The sequence below is a fragment of the Paraburkholderia youngii genome, from assembly GCF_013366925.1.
In the GTDB taxonomy this organism is placed as follows: Bacteria; Pseudomonadota; Gammaproteobacteria; order Burkholderiales; family Burkholderiaceae; genus Paraburkholderia; species Paraburkholderia youngii.
In genome coordinates this window covers 31,919-48,937 of sequence record NZ_JAALDK010000002.1, presented here as the reverse complement: position 1 = coordinate 48,937, position 17,019 = coordinate 31,919, and the positions used below count along the sequence as shown (strand labels likewise).

Annotated in this window: 17 protein-coding genes and 1 tRNA gene; 9 read left to right on the top strand and 9 right to left on the bottom strand. The window is 62.2% G+C overall.

Annotated elements, in window-relative coordinates:
* Positions 1–375 precede the first annotated feature (375 nt).
* A complete protein-coding gene (locus G5S42_RS31470; RefSeq protein WP_176110733.1) occupies positions 376–2,127 on the top strand; it encodes a RecQ family ATP-dependent DNA helicase in 1,752 nt (583 codons plus the stop codon).
* Between the two features lie 50 nt (positions 2,128–2,177).
* On the opposite strand, the gene G5S42_RS31465 is transcribed toward G5S42_RS31470, so the two are convergent.
* The 4 genes from G5S42_RS31465 to G5S42_RS31450 form a co-directional block, all read right to left on the bottom strand.
* Positions 2,178–2,360 (bottom strand): hypothetical protein, encoded by a 183-nt coding sequence (locus tag G5S42_RS31465; protein WP_176110732.1) that lies wholly within the window; start codon positions 2,358–2,360, stop codon positions 2,178–2,180.
* Between the two features lie 160 nt (positions 2,361–2,520).
* A tRNA-Lys gene (locus G5S42_RS31460) sits at positions 2,521–2,593 on the bottom strand.
* Positions 2,594–2,661: 68 nt separating this feature from the next.
* Positions 2,662–3,069 (bottom strand): Hsp20/alpha crystallin family protein, encoded by a 408-nt coding sequence (locus tag G5S42_RS31455; RefSeq protein ID WP_176110731.1) that lies wholly within the window; start codon positions 3,067–3,069, stop codon positions 2,662–2,664.
* 27 nt (positions 3,070–3,096) lie between these two features.
* Entirely contained in the window at positions 3,097–3,540 is a 444-nt protein-coding gene (locus G5S42_RS31450) for an Hsp20/alpha crystallin family protein (protein WP_176110730.1), read from the bottom strand.
* Between the two features lie 243 nt (positions 3,541–3,783).
* On the opposite strand from G5S42_RS31450, the gene G5S42_RS31445 reads away from it, so the two are divergent.
* The 3 genes from G5S42_RS31445 (at position 3,784) to G5S42_RS31435 (ending at position 5,050) form a co-directional block, all read left to right on the top strand.
* On the top strand, positions 3,784–4,167 hold the full coding sequence (locus G5S42_RS31445) for a hypothetical protein (RefSeq protein WP_176110729.1): 384 nt from the start codon (positions 3,784–3,786) through the stop codon (positions 4,165–4,167).
* A 10-nt stretch (positions 4,168–4,177) separates the two neighbouring features.
* Positions 4,178–4,519: a cupin domain-containing protein gene (locus G5S42_RS31440; RefSeq protein ID WP_176110728.1), complete on the top strand. Its 342-nt coding sequence runs from the start codon at positions 4,178–4,180 to the stop codon at positions 4,517–4,519.
* 63 nt (positions 4,520–4,582) lie between these two features.
* Positions 4,583–5,050, top strand: a complete 468-nt coding sequence (locus tag G5S42_RS31435; protein WP_176110727.1) for a PRC-barrel domain-containing protein — start codon at positions 4,583–4,585, stop codon at positions 5,048–5,050.
* Positions 5,051–5,113: 63 nt separating this feature from the next.
* Here the strand turns inward: G5S42_RS31435 and G5S42_RS31430 are convergent, their stop codons facing one another.
* Both G5S42_RS31430 and G5S42_RS31425 read right to left on the bottom strand, forming a co-directional pair.
* Complete coding sequence (locus tag G5S42_RS31430; protein ID WP_176110726.1) at positions 5,114–6,424, bottom strand: NAD(P)/FAD-dependent oxidoreductase; 1,311 nt, start codon at positions 6,422–6,424, stop codon at positions 5,114–5,116.
* 25 nt (positions 6,425–6,449) lie between these two features.
* Positions 6,450–7,874: a homospermidine synthase gene (locus G5S42_RS31425; protein ID WP_176110725.1), complete on the bottom strand. Its 1,425-nt coding sequence runs from the start codon at positions 7,872–7,874 to the stop codon at positions 6,450–6,452.
* Positions 7,875–8,183: 309 nt separating this feature from the next.
* Between G5S42_RS31425 and G5S42_RS31420 the strand changes: the two genes are divergently transcribed.
* The 3 genes from G5S42_RS31420 to G5S42_RS31410 all read left to right on the top strand — a co-directional run bounded on the left by G5S42_RS31420 (position 8,184) and on the right by G5S42_RS31410 (position 12,710).
* Entirely contained in the window at positions 8,184–8,492 is a 309-nt protein-coding gene (locus tag G5S42_RS31420) for a hypothetical protein (protein ID WP_176110724.1), read from the top strand.
* Between the two features lie 259 nt (positions 8,493–8,751).
* Entirely contained in the window at positions 8,752–9,891 is a 1,140-nt protein-coding gene (locus G5S42_RS31415; RefSeq protein WP_176110723.1) for a substrate-binding domain-containing protein, read from the top strand.
* Positions 9,888–12,710, top strand: a complete 2,823-nt coding sequence (locus G5S42_RS31410; protein WP_176110722.1) for an ATP-binding protein — start codon at positions 9,888–9,890, stop codon at positions 12,708–12,710. Before G5S42_RS31415 ends, G5S42_RS31410 begins: the two co-directional genes overlap by 4 nt.
* A 39-nt stretch (positions 12,711–12,749) precedes the next feature.
* On the opposite strand, the gene G5S42_RS31405 is transcribed toward G5S42_RS31410, so the two are convergent.
* Entirely contained in the window at positions 12,750–14,330 is a 1,581-nt protein-coding gene (locus G5S42_RS31405) for a response regulator (protein WP_176110721.1), read from the bottom strand.
* A gap of 213 nt (positions 14,331–14,543) precedes the next feature.
* On the bottom strand, positions 14,544–14,861 hold the full coding sequence (locus tag G5S42_RS31400; protein WP_176110720.1) for a hypothetical protein: 318 nt from the start codon (positions 14,859–14,861) through the stop codon (positions 14,544–14,546).
* A gap of 257 nt (positions 14,862–15,118) precedes the next feature.
* Here G5S42_RS31400 and G5S42_RS31395 point away from each other — a divergent pair, with 257 nt between their 5' ends.
* Complete coding sequence (locus G5S42_RS31395; protein WP_176110719.1) at positions 15,119–15,349, top strand: hypothetical protein; 231 nt, start codon at positions 15,119–15,121, stop codon at positions 15,347–15,349.
* Positions 15,350–15,457: 108 nt separating this feature from the next.
* On the opposite strand, the gene G5S42_RS31390 is transcribed toward G5S42_RS31395, so the two are convergent.
* Positions 15,458–16,054 carry a TetR/AcrR family transcriptional regulator gene (locus tag G5S42_RS31390; protein WP_176110718.1) on the bottom strand — a complete coding sequence of 199 codons (597 nt, stop codon included), beginning with the start codon at positions 16,052–16,054 and terminating at the stop codon, positions 15,458–15,460.
* Between the two features lie 294 nt (positions 16,055–16,348).
* Between G5S42_RS31390 and G5S42_RS31385 the strand changes: the two genes are divergently transcribed.
* On the top strand, positions 16,349–17,011 hold the full coding sequence (locus G5S42_RS31385) for a DUF3313 domain-containing protein (RefSeq protein ID WP_176110717.1): 663 nt from the start codon (positions 16,349–16,351) through the stop codon (positions 17,009–17,011).
* The last annotated feature ends 8 nt before the right edge of the window (positions 17,012–17,019 follow it).

Sequence of the window (17,019 nt, the reverse complement as noted above, 5' to 3'; positions counted from 1 at the left end):
CACGCGATCATCGACGAATCGGCTGGGTAAGCGTGTCCGCGGGGGCCGGTTGCGCGTGGATGCAGAACTGGCGAAGCTCATCGCACGGCGCTTTCGCGAATCGCGTCGGATCACTATCCGTTGATCGCGCATATCAGCGCGTCGGTTAATGAATGATCCGCGCCCGGCTTCCGGCTATTTGTGCAATTCGCTGCGCAACGTCGCGACGTCGTTTGCGGTGACGGTGACGGTGACGGGCTGCGCATTGTTGCCCCAGGCGCCGCGGATCTTCAACACCTGGGCGAACCCGCCCGCGTCGCCCCGTCGAGGTATGGTGGTTGCTACGTCGCTGGCTGACTAGCTGCACCCCCAAGCCAACCGGCGAACCCGATCTTCATGACTGACACCGACACCACGCGCGACACGTCTGCCCGTCTGAACGCGATGCGCAGGACGCTGCGCGAGGTGTTCGGTATCAGCCGGCTGCGCCCGGGCCAACGGGACATCGTCCGCAGCGTGCTCGAACAGCGCGACACGCTCGCCGTGATGCCCACGGGGGCCGGCAAATCGCTGTGCTACCAGTTGCCGGCGTTGCACCTCGATGGTTGGACGCTCGTCGTGTCGCCGCTGATCGCGCTGATGAAAGACCAGTTCGACAAGCTGCGCGAGGCCGGCATCGACGCCTGGCGGATCAATAGCGCGGTGCCGGCTGCCGAGCTGCGCGAGGCTTACGAAGCGTTGCGCGGCATGCGCCGCGGCATCGTGTTCGTCACGCCCGAGCAGTTGACCCGGCCCGAGCTGATCGACGCATTGCAGGCGGGCTCGCGCCAGCGCATCAAACTCGTGGTCGTCGATGAGGCGCACTGCGTATCGCAGTGGGGCCACGATTTTCGCCCGGCGTTCCTGCGCATCGTCGATGCGGTCAAGGCGCTCGGCAAGCCGCCAATCCTCGCGCTGACCGCGACGGCGACGCCGGACATCCGCGAGGACATCGTGCGCTCGCTCGGCCTTCACGAGCCGCGCATCGTGAACACTGGCGTGTATCGCGACAACCTTCACTATCGAGTGACGCAGGTGTCGGTGGGTGGCGGACGACAGCGGGCATCGACGCGCGCAAGAGAGGCGAAGACGGACGCGTTGCGCACGCTGCTCGCGAGCGAATCCGGCCGAGGCATCGTCTACACGGCGACCGTGCGCGAAGCCGAACGACTCGCGGCGACGGTGCGCAGCTGGGAAGTTGCCGCCGCCTGCTATCACGGCCGTATGTCCGCGCGCGAGCGGCACGATGCGCAGGAGCGTTTCGTGTCGGGCGACGTGCGCGTGATGATCGCAACCAACGCGTTCGGGATGGGCGTCGATATTCCCGACATCCGCTTCGTCGTCCATTACCAGATTCCCGGCAGCATCGATGCGTATTACCAGGAAAGCGGACGCGCGGGACGCGACGGGAAGGTCGCGCGCTGCGAGCTGTTGTTCGATCTGAACGATCGGCGTGTGCAGCAGTTTCTCGCGCTGGGCCGCTATCCCGACGCTGCGCTGCTGCGGCGGATCTGCGACGTACTCGCGCAGCGCGCGAAAGCGCCCGCTTCTGGCGTGACGGCGCGCGAGCTGCTCGACGCGGTGCCTGACGTGGGGCGCAACAAGCTCGCCGTGGCGCTGAAGATGCTGACCGACTCGGGGCACGTATCGCGCAGCCGGCTGCAGCGATATCGACTACGCGAGCGTGGCCGCGATAGCGCCGAGGACAGCGCGATCGAGGCTGCGGTCGAACGCTATGCGCAGCTCGCGACGCGCGATCGCGACGCACTCCAGCAGATCATCGATTACGCGCAAACCGGCGGATGCCGATGGCGCGTGATGCTCGAATATTTCGGCGATGCGCAGGGATTCGAGCGCTGCGGCACTTGCGACAACTGCCTGAACCCGCTCGCAGCGACGCTCGAAGCGCAACGAACCGCCGCCGACGATAAGCGGCCGCCGCGCCACGCCAGCAGGAAGGCGCGCTTCGGCCGCGGCGACCCGGTCCGCGTGCGCAAATACGGCTCGGGCCATGTGGTGTTTTCAACCGACGAACAGGTCGCGGTGCTGTTTCCCGATGGCACGACCCGCACCTTCATGGCGCGGTTCGTGAAGGCCGAGATCGCGTGATGCGCGGCAACGCGACGGACAGCTCTACACGCGAGACGCTGTGCGCATCGTCATTGGCCGCCCTTTTCCTGCGATGGCTTCACTTCGGACAGGTCTTCTTCTTTGACTTCTGCTTGCCGCACGTTCGTGCCGTCATCGCCGGATTCGGAAATGTCCGTTTCGAACGTGCCTTCGTTGCCCGTGTCGGCGTCAGCGGGTTTCGGCGTTTTCGGCTGTGGTTGCTGGGTCGTCATGATTTGCTCCTTGCAGTGTCACACGGCGCGTGATGCCGCGCGTGAACATCACTCAGCATGGACGATGCCCGGGCACGCAAGACGTTTCATCGCCACGAAGTTCGCACTCGCAAGCAGGCGCGTATTGCCTGTCGTCTGCGCCAGATAGCTGGAACTCGTATGGGCCGTACCGGATTCGAACCAGTAACCAACGGATTAAAAGTCCGCTGCTCTACCAATTGAGCTAACGGCCCGGCGAGCCAGATCGTCACCCGCTGCGGGGTAATCCTGGCGTCGGTGCTGGCCGATGTCGATGGTTCGTTCAGTCGGTACGCACCTCGATCCGGTGCGGTCGCGCTTCGTCGCGGCGCGGTATCGTCAGCTTCAATACGCCGTCCTTCAGATTGGCTTCGATTTTCGACGCATCGAAGTCGGCGCTCATCGAAAACGCCCGCGCGAAGTGAGGCTGACGGATCTCCGCATGCTGCAGACGCAGTTCCGCCGGTGTCGGCACCATCGCCTCTGCTTCGATGTACAGGTTGCCATCGTGGACCTTGACGTCCAGCCGCTCCCTGGTCACGCCCGGAAGATCCGCCCACAGCGTGATGCCGTGGCTGTCCTCGAAGATGTCTACCGGCGGTGTCAACGTGATCCGGCGTTGCGACGCATCACCGTCGCGCTGGGCCACCGCCGTTTGGTCCTTTCTGGCGAGTTCAGTCGTGTCGTTCATGATGTCCTCCGTAGTTCTGCCAGCCGCTCACTGAACGGTGATCGCCCGCGGCTTTGACGCCTCGCTTTTGCCGATGCTCACCATCAGGCATCCATTGGTGTACCGCGCGCTGACCTTGCCAGGGTCCGCGTTTTGCGGGAGCTCGACCACGCGGCGGAACGTGCCCACGAATCGCTCCTGCGCATAGGTGCGCACATCGTCGCCGCGGGTTTCCGGTTGCGAGCTCGCGCGCTCGCCGCTGATGGTCAGCAACCCCTTGTCGAGCGATACGTCGAGCGTGGCCGGATCGACTCCCGGCGCGAACGCGACGATCTCGATCGAGTCGTCGGTCGAACCGATGTTGATCTGCGGGAAGGCGCCAGCGCGGCCAGAACGGATACTGGAAGGGAAGCCGCCGAAGAGGCTCGCCATCTGCCGTTGCAGACGGTCGAACTCACTGAACAGGTCGGCTCCGAAGTAAAGGTCACTCATGATCGTTTCCTCCTTCGATGCAGCACGGAAACGAACCGGCCTACGCGCTCCAGTCCGTCTGCCGGGCTGCGGCAAACAAATCGAAACACGCAGCGCGCCGCATGGCCGGCGCGACTGCCTGAGCGGAATTTAGAATAGTATGCACGGAGAAAATTTCAAGGTGGGTAGCGCAAAATTTTGTTCTTGAATTCGGCCCAGTGAGCACTATTTTTACGACACTCCGACGAACCGTGCGAGGTCTTCATGGAATTCGAACATGACTGGCTCACCCTTGGGCGGCACCGAATCCGGTTGCGCTCAACGAAAGGTTTTCCAAGCGAGACGATGCGCTCGGCGGCCGAAGTCATCCGGCTGGCGATCGACAACAATATGAGCGCCCGCGCGCGGCTGGTCGAAGTGGTATTCCGGCAGGAATCGGCTTACGAAATCTCTGTCGGCACCACTTTCCCGGACGATCGGCTTTGCGCGCCGCAGCTGGAAGCGGCGATCGCCACGGTGTTGGGTTTGCAGCTGGACCAGATCAATGTCTTCGTGACGGTGGTGACGCAGGAAGAGGTCGATCTGCACTTCGGCGTCTACGAAAGAATGCTGGCCGAAAAACTCGGCGTCGTGCCGCCGATCCAGTAGGGAGAGATGGATGATCGAACCAGTCGAATTTCTCACCACGATAGATACCGCTTGCGACGGTTACCGAAATGAAGTCCTGACGACCGTCAATGATCACGACGTCCATATTAGCGTGATGAATGCGCCATATTTTTGGCATATCCATCCCGACTCCGACGAAACGTTCATCGCGATCGACGGAACATTGATCATTGACTTCGACGACGGCCAGGTCGAGTTGCGGCGAGGCCAAATGCTCACGGTTCCAGCCGGCATGCGCCACCGTACCCGTCCTGCCACGGAACGCTCGATCAATCTGACGGTAGAAAGAACCAACGCCACGACGGTCCGCTGCGACTCACCTGCCGACTAGCTCGTTTGGGCGGGCATGGCGGTTGCGACCCCGCTGATACCATCAGAAACGAGGGAGGACATCATGACCAGGCTTGATCCACATCGAACGACCGGCGAAGCGGGCGCGCGGATAGTTGGCGGTGGCGTAGGAGAAGGACCGGGGCCGGATGTGATGTCCGCCGACACACTGGACGGCAACAAGGTAATCACCACCGACGGCGAACATGTCGGCAAGATTTCCGACATCATGCTCGACGTCCGGGGTGGTCGCGTCGCCTACGCCGTCCTGTCGGAAGGAGGTTTCCTCGGTATGGGCGACACGCTGCACGCGATTCCGTGGAATGCACTCACTCTCGACGCGGCGGAAAAATGCTTCCGTGTCGACATCACCGCGCAACGGATCAAGGACGACCCAGGGTTCGACAAGGATCATTGGCCGTCCATGGCAGATCCAGCATGGGGAACCGAGTTGCATAAGTACTACAACCGGCGACCATACTGGTCGGCGCCTGACACCGGAGACATGCCGCTTGGTCCGATGGACGTATGAGGACATAAGCGGAGGCGGCTGCCCGCGAACATCAGCGGGCACCGGCCCCATCACAAGCGTCGGTCAGATGAGTTCACGGAGCTTGTAATACCACATGCCCAGAACTAAAGCCTGTGTGCGTAGCCTCTTGCCGCCCGGGAACCGTCGATGCCTGATGCGGCTGAATACGTCGAAGCGGGACGCATCGCCGCCGATCGCGTCCGCCAGAATCTTGCCGGCCATTCCCGCGAACACCAGCCCATGTCCGGAGAAGCCTTGCACATAGTAGAGGTTGTCGCCGATACGACCGAGATCCGGCGCGCGGTTCATCGTGACGTCGACAAAGCCGCCCCATGCATATTCGATGTTCACGTCGGCGAGTTGCGGAAAAACGCCCGTCATGCGTCTGCGCATACGGTCGATCAGATTGCGCGGTGTGGTGGCGTCATACGTTTCGCCTGCACCGAACAGCAAACGGTGATCCGCGCTCAGCCGGAAGTAATCGAGTATCAGATTGTTGTCGGACGCCGCGGCGCGGCCCGGCATCAGCGCGTCCGCCCGCGCGCTGGTAAGCGGTTCCGTCGCGATCATGTAGGTGCCCACGGGCATGATGCGGGCCTCGATCTCCGGCGCGGGATGATCGCCGAACTCTCCCAGATAAACGTTTCCAGCCATTACCACACGGTCACACGACACCTCTCCCTCGGCTGTCTTCACCGCAGGCCGAGCGCCCCGATCTAGCCGCGACACGGCGGAATTCTCGAAAATCCTGACGCCCGCGTGACGCGCCGCCTCGCCCAGACCAAGGCAATAGAGAAGCGGATGAAGATGGCCCGACCCGGCGTCGTACACGCCCGCGGCGAACCGCTGCGACGCTATATGAGCGTCAAGCGCCGTGCGGCCCAGCCATTCGAGCGGGTAGTCGTACCTGTCGCGCGTGCGCCGCACCCAGTTCATCAGTTGTTCCGCCTTCCGATCGCTGACGGCAAGCGTCAGATATCCGCGCCGATAATGGCAATCGATGCCGAAGCGCACAAGCCGATCTTCCAACAGTCGCATACCCTCCAGCGACACGTCCCACGCCCTTCGCGCGACCTCGCGGGAACATTGGTGCTCGATCGCATCTTCACCCTCGTCGCCGAAGCCGACAATCGCGTGCCCACCGTTACGCCCAGACGCCCCCCAGCCGATGCGCTGCGCCTCCAGCAATGCCACGTCGAAGCCACTCTCGGCCAGCTCCAGCGCGCACGAAAGCCCCGCATAGCCAGCGCCGATCACGCACACGTCCGCGTTGAGTTTCTCCTGCAATGGAGGATGAGGCTGCGCACGGGTGACGCTCGCCTCGTAATACGAGTCCTCGACAACGCCCTGTTCCTTGTTCAACAGTGACGACATAAGCCGGTCTCCGAAGGTCTGCCCGCTATGGAACGCGTATGTTGAGAAATTGCCAGGGATCGTCGTCGCACGGCGAATCGTAAAGGAGCGAGCGTTGCCCGAGCGGCGTCCATGAATCATAGACGCCAATCATCTCGCCCAGATAGGGTCGCGCGACCCGCATCACGGTTTGATAGTCGATGTCGTCCGGCTCGACTACGCCGGCGTCCGGATTCCCGAGCGCCCATACGATGCCGGCCAGGATGCCGGCCACCACCTGCAGGCTCGTTGCGTCGTTATGCGGCGCGAGTCGACGGGCTTGCGGCGTGGTCAGACGGGAGCCGTACCAGTAGACTCCGTTGTCGTTTCCCATCAACAGCACGCCGAGTTCGTCGGCGCCATCGACGATCTCATCGCGCATGATCCGCTTTTGGTCCTGCAGGCGCCAGCCTCGTCCGGCGAACTCGTCGATCGAAAGAAATGCATCGTCGCAGGGCCGATAAGCATAGTGCACCGTCGGACGGTAGATCACTTCGCCATCCTTGCGAAGTGTCAGATGGTCGGCGATGGAGATCGACTCTCCGTGCGTAATGAGGAACCCATGATAACTACCGGCGAGCGGCGTCCAACTGCGTACGCGGGTCGCGAGTCCCGGGCGTTGCAGGTAGATCGCCGCATCACTGCCGAATCCGTGCCGACGCGCGTCCGCAGGCCAATGCCGTTCATGCGTACCCCATCCAAGTTCCGCCGGCTGCATGCCCTCTTCCACGAAAGCGTCGACGGACCACGTATTGACGAATTCGTTTCGCGCCTTGCGGCATTTGGCGATCTGGAAGTCCCGCTCCGCTACGTGAATCGCCTTGATGTTCAGCCGGTGTGCGAGCGCAGCCCAGTCCTCGTAGCTGCGCAGCGCTGTTGCCTCGATGCCGCTGTTGGAGGCCATATCGAGCAGCGCCTGTTTTACGAACGCCGAAGCCAGTCCGGGGTTCGCGCCTTGCGTGAGAACGGCGGTCGGACCGTCGCGCTTGTCGAGGCGAAAGGCCAGCAAAGCTTCCCGAAGCGCATAGTTGCTGCGCCTGGAGGCGGAACGATCGGGATCGGTCGACTCTCCTTCCCATGGCTCGATGGATGTGTCGAGATACAGCGCGCCACGAGACCAGCAGAAACGCACGAGCGATTCGCTCGACACGTTCACTGACAGATTCAGCACGAGGTCGCCTCTTTTGACGTAGCCAGCGAGCAGCGCCTCGAAGTTGTTCTCCGACAGCGCCTGCTCGACGACGCTCAGCCCGCATTCGCGAGCGATCGCCGTATCGTTGCCGGGCGGGCAAAACACGGTCACGTGTTTCGGGCAAACATCGATGTGCCTGAAAAGTATCGGTAGCAGCGAACTCGCGATGCTTCCTAGTCCAATGATCACGATATTGCCGTGACAAACGGCGTGCTTTGTCCAATTCACCTGCGCGCTCATCTCTGCTCCCAGCCACAGCGCTTCGGTATGCGCCTGTTCTCGGCCCGGTCTTTGTGATCCATCGTGTCGGTCCGTACCAACCCGCGAGCATTCCGCATTCCGCATTCCGCATTCCGCATGCCGCTGCCCGCCTCCGTCGCAACCCTCGCGAGCGGCGAGGCTCGCGTGCGCATACGGCCGCGCCGGTTCGCCGGGAACGCGGGTTGCTAAAGATGCATCGTCAATACGAAACGCATAACGGAGACAGCCATGGGCTGCGCGCTTTTCGCGGCCGAACGGCGCGACCCGTTCAGTTGCGGGAGAAAAGCGATGTCCATTCAGGAATACGCGCTGTATCGCGGCTGCAATATCGAGGTAAACGTCTCGCTATCGAAGACGCATTGGCTCGGCGGTAAATATCGCCGCTATCGCGTGTCATGGACCGTGAGATTGCCCGGCAATCCGCAACAGGAACGGGTCAGCTTTCCTGAGCAGTTCGATTTTCTGACTGAGCGGGAGGCGTTCAAGTATGGAGAAAATCGGGCGCACACCTATGTCGATTCGATGTTGTCGACACCTTCTCAAAGACGCAGGCTGCGCGACGAGGTCGCGCAGCCCGACACGCGCCATGACGTTTGATGGCTCCAGCTGGCGCGGACCCTTTTGCTGAAGGCCGGCGAGCCGTCGCGTGAGGCGTGCAAGGCCTCCGCGCAACTCGGGAAGGTCGATGCCGAGACTTCTCGCCCGTTCGTGCGCATCCAGCGGCAGCGTGATGTTGCGCGCCGGCGCATGACCCATGCCACGCGGGAATCGGGTTGTAATATGCTAACCAGCAAATGCTCCGCGAGCGGCTTGGGCGACACCAATCGAACTCGACGGAGCCCCGTGGAGGGACAGCATGAGAGGCTTCCTTCTGGCATTGGCATTGGCATGCGCGTGCGAGCTGTCGGCGGCCACGGCGCAGGATTTATTACCTGCCCCTTCGACTTCAGCGCCGGTCGCCGCGACGGACTTTCTGGCCATGGCGAAGCGAGTGGTCGACGCCGCTTCGCGACCCGCTGCGCCCTGGAGCGGGCCGCGCAATGGCCCGCGCGCGCAATCCGGAAAGCATATCGCCGTGGTCGCCGAGGATTTGCGCAACGGCGGCATCCTCGGGGTGGTCGATGGTGTGCTGGAGGCGGCCAAGGTCATAGGCTGGCGCGTCAGGATCTTCGATTCCGGCGGTACGGCCGAGCTCCGTCTGAAGATGCTCGCGAATGCGCTGGCAGGCCGCCCCGACGGTCTGATCCTCGCCGGGGGCGACGCACATGCGCTGCTCCCCGCACTGCGGCAGTTTGCCGACAGCAACATCCCGATCGTCGGCTGGCACGTGGCGGCGCGGGCCGGACCCGTGCCAGGCACGCCCGTCGCGATGAACGTCTCGACGGATCCGCTCGAGGTTGCACGGGTGACCGCGCTCGCGGCCGTCGTGCAGTCTGCCGGACATGCGGGCGTCGTCATCTTCTCCGATACCGGTTTCCGGATCGCACAGGAAAAGGCGGACGCAATGGCTGCTGTCGTTCGCAAGTGCAGTGGCTGTACCCTGCTTGAAGTGCGCGACGTGGCGATCTCGCGCAGCGAGAAGCTGGTGCCAGAAGCGACACGTGCCCTGCTCGCGCGTTACGGCCCGCGCTGGACCTGTGCGCTGGGGATAAACGACATCTACTTCGACTACGCCGTGCCGGTATTGACGCAGGCGGGAATACCAAACGCCGCAATGATCATGCTGTCGGCCGGCGACGGCAGCGAGTCCGCCTTCCTGCGCATCCGCACGGGTACGTTCCAGACGGGGACCGTCGCCGAACCCCTGAATCTGCACGGCTGGCAGTTGGTCGACGAACTGAACCGGCTTTTCGCCGGAGAAGGCGTAACGGGTTACGTGAGCCCCGTGCATCTCGTCACGGCGGACAACATCGCCGCTGACGGCGGCGATCACCTGCTCTACGATCCTGACAACGGCTATCGCGACATTTATCGTAGGATCTGGCAACGCCCGTGAAACTGCCATTCCCACAATCGCTGACCGCTCAGTTTGCGCTCGTCGCCTCGTGCCTTGCCGCGCTGGTGGTCGTGATCGGCGCCACGTCGATCTACTCGTTGGCCACTTCGGCCTACTCGATCCGTCAGCTGGCCGAACAGCGGCTCGCCCGCCTCGTGGATGCGCAGGATCTCGTGCAGCACACGCTGACGATCGAACGCCTCGCCTTGCAGCTGTCTAGCGACGATACGGTTGAAGCCGTGCGCGAGACGCATCGGCAGGTGCTCGAACAGTTGGCATCCTTCGACGGCCTGGTTAGCCGGCTGGCCTCGGCGACCACGAGCGAAGACCCAGGTGTCGACCCGCTGACACTTTATCGGTCGAGCCAACGCTTTCGCAACATCGTCAACATCGAGGCGCAGGTGCGCGAGACCGCGCTCGCCCGCCGGGGTGCCTCGGCGTCGGTGCAACCGGCAGGCGTGTCGCTGGCCAGCCTCGACGCGGATCTGCGCGGCGCGGCCGACGCGCTCGCCGCCGCGGCGCACCGGCAGTCGGATGATTTGACGAGCGAATACCGCGAAGCAGTCCAGGATCTGGCCGCTCGCGCAGATCGCACCCGTAAATGGGTGGCAGGCGGACTCGCTGTCAGCCTGTTGCTCACCTGGCTAATCGCCCGCGAATTCCTCGGGCGCCATGTGGTGGCGCGCCTGCGCCGCGTCAGCCATTTTCTGCGACATGGCGATGCCGGGAACGCGCAAGCTGGCGTCCCCGTGCACGGCGGCGACGAGATTGCCGATATGGCGCGTGCTGTCGAGCAGTTCCTCGAAGACCGACGCCAACGCCGCCAGGCCGAGCAGGCGCTAAAAGAGCTCAACGCCGGACTCGAGGCACGCGTCGCCCAGCGGACGGCGGAACTCAGTACGGCGCTCGCGGGTCAGGCCGCCGAAATCGCCGAACGTCAGCACGCCGAAGATGCGCTTCGGGAAAGCGAGAACTTTCTTAACAGCATCATCGAAAACATCCCGGACATGGTCTTCGTCAAGGAGGCCGAGACCTTCCATTTCGTGCGCTTGAACAAGGCGACGGAGCAACTTCTCGGCTACCGGCGCGAGGAGTTCCTCGGCCGCTCCGTCCACGACCTGTTTCCCGTCGACGAGGCCAATTTCTTCGCGCTGAAGGATCGCGAGGTGCTGGAGTCGCGGCAAATGATCGACATACCGGAGGAGCCGGTTCATACGCGCCATGGACTTCGCCTCGTGCACACGATGAAGATCCCGATCGTCGATGTGCGCGGCGAGCCCCGGTTCCTGCTCGGTATCTCGCGTGATATCACGGAGCAAAAGCATGCCGAAGCGGAGTTGCGGCGCTATCGCGAGCACCTCGAAGACATGATTCGCGAGCGGACAGCGGAACTAGCCGTTGCCAAGGAGCGTGCCGATGCGGCCAATCAGGCGAAGAGTCAGTTTCTGGCACACATGAGCCACGAACTGCGCACGCCACTCAACGGAATTCTTGGGTACGCGCAAATCCTCAAGCGCGACACGACCCTCGATCAGCACCAGCTCGACGGACTTGCAGTGATCCAGCGCAGCGGCGAACACCTGCTTACGCTCATCGACGACATCCTGGATATCGCCAAAATCGAGGCCGGGAGAATGGAACTCAATCTGTCCGACGTCCCGCTCGAACAGTTCGTCTCTTTTATCGCCGAGACGATACGGGTGAAGGCTACGGAAAAAGGTCTGGCCTTCGTTTGCGAGATGCCGCCGGATCTGCCCGCGTGTGTGCGGGCGGACGAAATACGGTTACGCCAGGCGCTGCTCAACCTGCTGTCGAACGCGATCAGATTTACCGAGCAGGGAAGCGTGCGTCTGCGCGTCGCTTTCACACCGCCGACGCGACTATGTTTTGAAGTCCGCGACACCGGCATCGGCATAGATCAAGGGCGTCTGGAGGAAATCTTCAGTCCTTTCGAGCAGGTCAGCGAGGACCATCATCGCTTTGGCGGTACGGGCCTCGGGCTAGCCATTAGCCGGCAACTCGTGCGCCTGATGGGAGGCGAGATCCATGTCGAAAGTCGCCGCGATATAGGCAGCGCCTTTTCGATCGAGCTGGACGTCGAGGTGGTAGCGCCTTGCGCCGCTGTCGCCACGCCCGAACGGATCGTGAGCGGCTACAGAGGGCCGCGCAAGACTATCCTCGTTGTGGATGACGTGGCGGAGAACCGTGCCGTGATGGTCGATATGCTCGGTCCGCTCGGATTCGACATGGCGCAGGCGGGTAATGGATCTGAAGCAATGGAGAAAATCGAATCCCTGCATCCTGCGCTCGTCCTGATGGACGTGGTCATGCCCGGGACGGACGGCCTCGAAGCCACGCGTCGCTTGCGCCAGATGGCCGAGTTCCGGGACCTCCCGATCGTCGCAGTCTCCGCACGCGCGTCGAGAACCGATGCGGCGCAAAGTCTGGAGGCCGGCGCAAATGCCTTTCTGGCCAAACCGATCGACTTCGGCCAGCTATTGTCCGTCGTCGCGGCGCTCCTGAATGTCGAGTGGATCGATGCAGCTTCAGAGGCGCAAGTCACTGAAGCGGGACCATCTGCTGTACCCGCCGTCGCGCCTCTTCCCGACGACTTGAAGGCGCCCCCGCCGGAGGAAATTCAAGCGCTGCATTACCTCGCGCGACTCGGCGATATGCGTGCCATTGCGCAACACGCGCAACACTTGACCGAGCTCGACGAGCGCTATCGACCCTTCGCGGACCACCTCCTCAGGTTGGCGAAGGCTTACCGGTCCAAGTCGATTCTCAATTTCGTCGAGCAATATCTGGAAGGAAGATAAATCCGATGATTTGCGCCGCGGAACGTGAATCGCTTGGCCTTACCTTCCAACAGCATCGAGCGGAATGTGAATCGAAACCATGGTGCCCGCGCCGGGCGCGCTGTCGATTGAAAGCGATCCGCCGATCAGCCGCGCGCGCTCGTTCATGCCGAGCAGGCCATATGAATAGTCGCGCCTCACGACTTGCTGATCGAAGCCTCGGCCGTCGTCACGCACCTGCAGCAGGAGCTCCGCCGCTGTCGAAACAAGCGTCACCTCGACATGTGTGGCGTCGGCGTGCCGCGCGACGTTCGTCAGCGACGCCTGTGCGATGCGAAACAGGGCCGTCGCATGGGCGTCGGACAACGCGGGGTCGCCGCCTTCGATGCGCAATTCACACGCAATCGCATGGCGGCGGTTGAACTCCTCGACAAGCCATTCGAGCGCAGACACGATTCCGAAGTTGAGCGCGGCAGGCCGCAAATGGCTCGCGACATTGCGCACCATCGAGATCGTGCCTTCGACCAGTTGCCGCATATCATCGGCTTTCTTCGACGCTTCCGCGTCGTGCGCTATGCGCATCTTGAGCAACGACACGTCCATCTTGAGCGCAGTCAGCAATTGGCCCAGTTCGTCGTGAATCTCCATCGCAATGCGCTTTCTCTCTTCCTCGCGGATCGCCTCCATATACGCGGACAGTTCGCGCTGCTGCTCGCGTGATTCGACGAGTTCCTGTTCCATCTGCTTGCGACCCGTAATGTCGTTCAGGCCGACATAGATCGCGGGAGCATCGTCATAAGTCGCGACGCGCGCCGTCGCCATCGCCCAGAACCGTGTACCGTCCGCACGCCGGAACTGTATCTCCCTATCGCGCAAGCTGCCCTCCTTGCGCAGATGCTCGATCAGACGCTCGCGCTCCCCGCGGTCGGCGTAGAAATCCGCGATATTGGCGGACAAGCGTTCGTCCATGCCGAAGAGTTCGCGCAGCGGCTGATTCGTGTACAGGATGTGCCCGTCAGGCATCGAGGTGATGCACAGCGGCACCGGGCTCGTTTCGACAATCGCGCGAAAGCGGGCCTCGCTTGCCTGCAAGCACGCGTTCGCGCGCGCCAGTTCTTCCGTACGCAACGCGACACGCCGCTCGAGATCGTCGCGCGCTTGCGATAACGCAGCCTCCGTTTCCTTGCGCATGGCCACTTCCGCCAGCAGTTGCCGGTTTTGCGCGAGAACCCGCTTATGCATCACCCGCAGCTCGAGATGCACGCCGACGCGCGCGACCATCTCGTCGACGCGCAACGGCTTGGTCACATAGTCGACGCCACCTGCAAGAAAACCTTCGACGCGGTCCTCGTTGCCCGTCAGCGAGGTCATGAACAGGACGGGAATATCACGCGTGCGCTCATCGAGCTTGAGGCGTCGACAGGTCTCGAAGCCGTCGATGCCCGGCATCTTCACGTCGAGCAGGATCACATCGGGCTGCGAGAAGACCGCGCGCTCCAACGCTTCGATACCGTCGAGCGCCACCAGCACGCGTATGCCTCGCGCTTCGAGACTGTCGACAACTACGCCGAGATTGCCCGGCGTATCGTCGACTATCAGAATAGTGCCGGTCTGCGCGACCGGGGTGGCGAAATGGCTCATGATGCGGTGTTCCCTTTCCGAGACCGCTCAACGAGTTGCAGGCTGTCCTATTCTGCACTCGATGTCAGAGCCTGGTCTATCGCGCGCTCGACGGTTTTGAAACGTCCGATGAAACAGCTGCACCGCGGCCTCACTGCCGCCGCACGCTGCTCGCCTCTCGCCGCTCGCACGCTTTGCTCCGTTCTTCTGCGTTTTTTGCTGCGTTGCGGCTCGCTATTGCGCCGCCTCGCCCACCACGGCCAGCAGCCGGACTGCGCGAGGCTCGGTCAGTTCGTCGATCAGGTCGGCTACTTCGCACAGCGCGCGAAAGTCATACTCGCTGATCTGCTCCGCGTGATTGCGACGCAATTCGCGCATCGTTTCACCCAGCCGTTTGAGCGCGTTGGGCGTGCTGTCGATCAGCGGCCAGCAGTGCATCAAATATGCGAGCGATTTCACGCTGCGCGCCTCGCACCAGGTGTCGAACAGTCGTAGACATATCGAGTCGATCTGCTCGACGACGTTCTCCCGCTCCGACAGATAGCCCATCATGATCCATCAATTCGACATTGCATTTCGATACCTCATCATCTATGAGCAGAAGTCGTATCGCATTCAGTGCAAGCTGGAAAACCAGGGTGACACATCCTGATTCGCGTGTCAGGAAACCCTTAGGCCATGCCGATGCTGATGGAGCAAATCCTGACGGCTAAAACCAGCCCTTCCTGAGACGACATTCCGCCGGTGCCGATAGGACGCACTCGCCGATCGCCATAGCATCGACGCATCGTGCATCGAGGGGGGAAATCATGGTGGGCAACATATCGCTGCGTTCTCAGGTCGAAAAACTCATCGGCCCGCAGGACGTGATCCAACTGCGCCGGTGGCTCAGCGACTGGTACGACTATGTATTCGCCGTGGGCTACATCCACCCGCCGTTCACACTCGACGAGGCGACAGCCGACCGGCTCGAAGGCTACTTCAAGGCGGGCCTGACGCCAGCCGAAGGTGCGATCCTGTTCTTCGGCATCGTGCATTGAGAGGCGAGCGGCGAGGTTCGAAGAGTTCTACGGATCTGCCGGCAAGCCTTGCCTCACAAGCGCCAGGGGAAACCCCCTTTGATCGCATGAGCGGGTCCGACCGCCAGTTCATCCGGCAGATCGTTTGCGACCTTTTCCTTGCGCGCGAGGACCGTGCCATTTTTCTTCGTCAAGAAGCCGATCGAATAGACGATTACGGACCGTATCATCCAGGGGCGACATGCCCAGCAGCGAGTGAAACGCGAGGCCACTGGCGGCAAAGTAGCGCAGCAACGACAAATCCGCGTCTGCCGCCTCGTCGTGCAACGCCTTCATTTTCGCTTCGTCCGACGTCTTCATTCCGTCCAGCAGGTTCGGGCTCTCGATAATCGCCGCAAGCACGGCCCGTGCGACGGAGTGCGGCTGATTGACCGACTCCCGGTAAATGGCGATCTGGGCCGCCAAGGTCGGTTCGGCTTTCGACGCGCCCTCCTTTGCCACATAGTCACGAGCAATCTGCTCGAACTGTTGCCGCTGATACTCGAGTAACGCACCAAGCACGCCTTGCCTGGTGCGGAATTGATGCAACAGTCCGCCCTTGCTGATGCCGCTTTCGCGCGACAAGGAATCGAACGTCAGTCCGCCCACTCCTTCCCGGGTCAGGATGACGAGAGCGGCATCAATTGCTTTCTTGCGGGATATCTCCGAGCGGGTCTGGTTGTCCATTGTCGATATTGATGACGTCGCGACCGAGGCGTTGCTGGCCCGATTGCTGTCGCGTCGCGATGGTATTGGGTGGGCACCCGGCGTGGCGAATGCGTGTCGGCACACCACCCCCAACCCGTTACCGCAAGGGGACAGTCGCCGTATTTCGGGGCATTGTACCGCCGCGGGCGGCACAAAAACAAACCGGGTAGACGGTTTACATTCAATTTGGACGATGCTACTGTTCGGTCCCATCGGTTCTCGCTCATTCAAGGCCCCGCCGCTCAGCCAGGCCACCTCTTCAAGGAACACAACATGTTCACGCACAAGCTCGTCCCGCTTCTTATTTCGGTCACGGCCGCGTTATCTCTCGCGGCGTGCGCTGGTGTGCAGCCTGTCGCCTACACGGCTATTTCATCGTCGTCGCAATTGAAGCAAAACCGCGATGGCGATTCGGGCAAGGTGCCCTACAAATACGCGGCGCCTGTCAACTGGTCGCGGTACATCCAAGTCATGCTGGAACCCGTCGCCGTGTACCAGGGCACCGACAACCAGTTCGGCGACGTGAAGAACGAGGACCGGACCGAGTTGGCCAATTACATGGCGGAGACTTTCGCGAAGAAACTGGCCAAACGGTTCGACACTGCGAAGCAGGCCGGCCCGAACGCGCTGCGAATCAAGCTCACGCTGACCGGTGCGGAAAAAACGACACCGATCGTCGGTCAGGTCATGCATTTCGACATTGCCGGCAATCTCTATAACGGTGTTCAGGCGGTCCGTGGGGGACAGGGCGCATTCGGCGGGTCGGTTTCCTATGCTGTGGAAATCTATGACGGCAGCAGCGGGAAACTGCTGAAAGCCTACGTCTCGAAGCAGTACCCGAACGCAATGAATCTCCCGGCCGCTTTCGGTTCTCTCAGCGCCGCCAGGACGGGCCTTGACAAGGGCGCCGATGCGCTCGTGGATCAACTCCACTGAATTTACGA

Bases quoted from the DNA above. Each gene is read 5' to 3' on its own strand.
- G5S42_RS31470 (WP_176110733.1), top strand. From the start codon at position 376: ATGACTGACACCGACACCACGCGCGACACGTCTGCCCGTCTGAACGCG.
- G5S42_RS31465 (WP_176110732.1), bottom strand. From the start codon at position 2,360: ATGACGACCCAGCAACCACAGCCGAAAACGCCGAAACCCGCTGACGCC.
- G5S42_RS31455 (WP_176110731.1), bottom strand. From the start codon at position 3,069: ATGAACGACACGACTGAACTCGCCAGAAAGGACCAAACGGCGGTGGCC.
- G5S42_RS31450 (WP_176110730.1), bottom strand. From the start codon at position 3,540: ATGAGTGACCTTTACTTCGGAGCCGACCTGTTCAGTGAGTTCGACCGT.
- G5S42_RS31445 (WP_176110729.1), top strand. From the start codon at position 3,784: ATGGAATTCGAACATGACTGGCTCACCCTTGGGCGGCACCGAATCCGG.
- G5S42_RS31440 (WP_176110728.1), top strand. From the start codon at position 4,178: ATGATCGAACCAGTCGAATTTCTCACCACGATAGATACCGCTTGCGAC.
- G5S42_RS31435 (WP_176110727.1), top strand. From the start codon at position 4,583: ATGACCAGGCTTGATCCACATCGAACGACCGGCGAAGCGGGCGCGCGG.
- G5S42_RS31430 (WP_176110726.1), bottom strand. From the start codon at position 6,424: ATGTCGTCACTGTTGAACAAGGAACAGGGCGTTGTCGAGGACTCGTAT.
- G5S42_RS31425 (WP_176110725.1), bottom strand. From the start codon at position 7,874: ATGAGCGCGCAGGTGAATTGGACAAAGCACGCCGTTTGTCACGGCAAT.
- G5S42_RS31420 (WP_176110724.1), top strand. From the start codon at position 8,184: ATGTCCATTCAGGAATACGCGCTGTATCGCGGCTGCAATATCGAGGTA.
- G5S42_RS31415 (WP_176110723.1), top strand. From the start codon at position 8,752: ATGAGAGGCTTCCTTCTGGCATTGGCATTGGCATGCGCGTGCGAGCTG.
- G5S42_RS31405 (WP_176110721.1), bottom strand. From the start codon at position 14,330: ATGAGCCATTTCGCCACCCCGGTCGCGCAGACCGGCACTATTCTGATA.
- G5S42_RS31400 (WP_176110720.1), bottom strand. From the start codon at position 14,861: ATGATGGGCTATCTGTCGGAGCGGGAGAACGTCGTCGAGCAGATCGAC.
- G5S42_RS31395 (WP_176110719.1), top strand. From the start codon at position 15,119: ATGGTGGGCAACATATCGCTGCGTTCTCAGGTCGAAAAACTCATCGGC.
- G5S42_RS31390 (WP_176110718.1), bottom strand. From the start codon at position 16,054: ATGGACAACCAGACCCGCTCGGAGATATCCCGCAAGAAAGCAATTGAT.
- G5S42_RS31385 (WP_176110717.1), top strand. From the start codon at position 16,349: ATGTTCACGCACAAGCTCGTCCCGCTTCTTATTTCGGTCACGGCCGCG.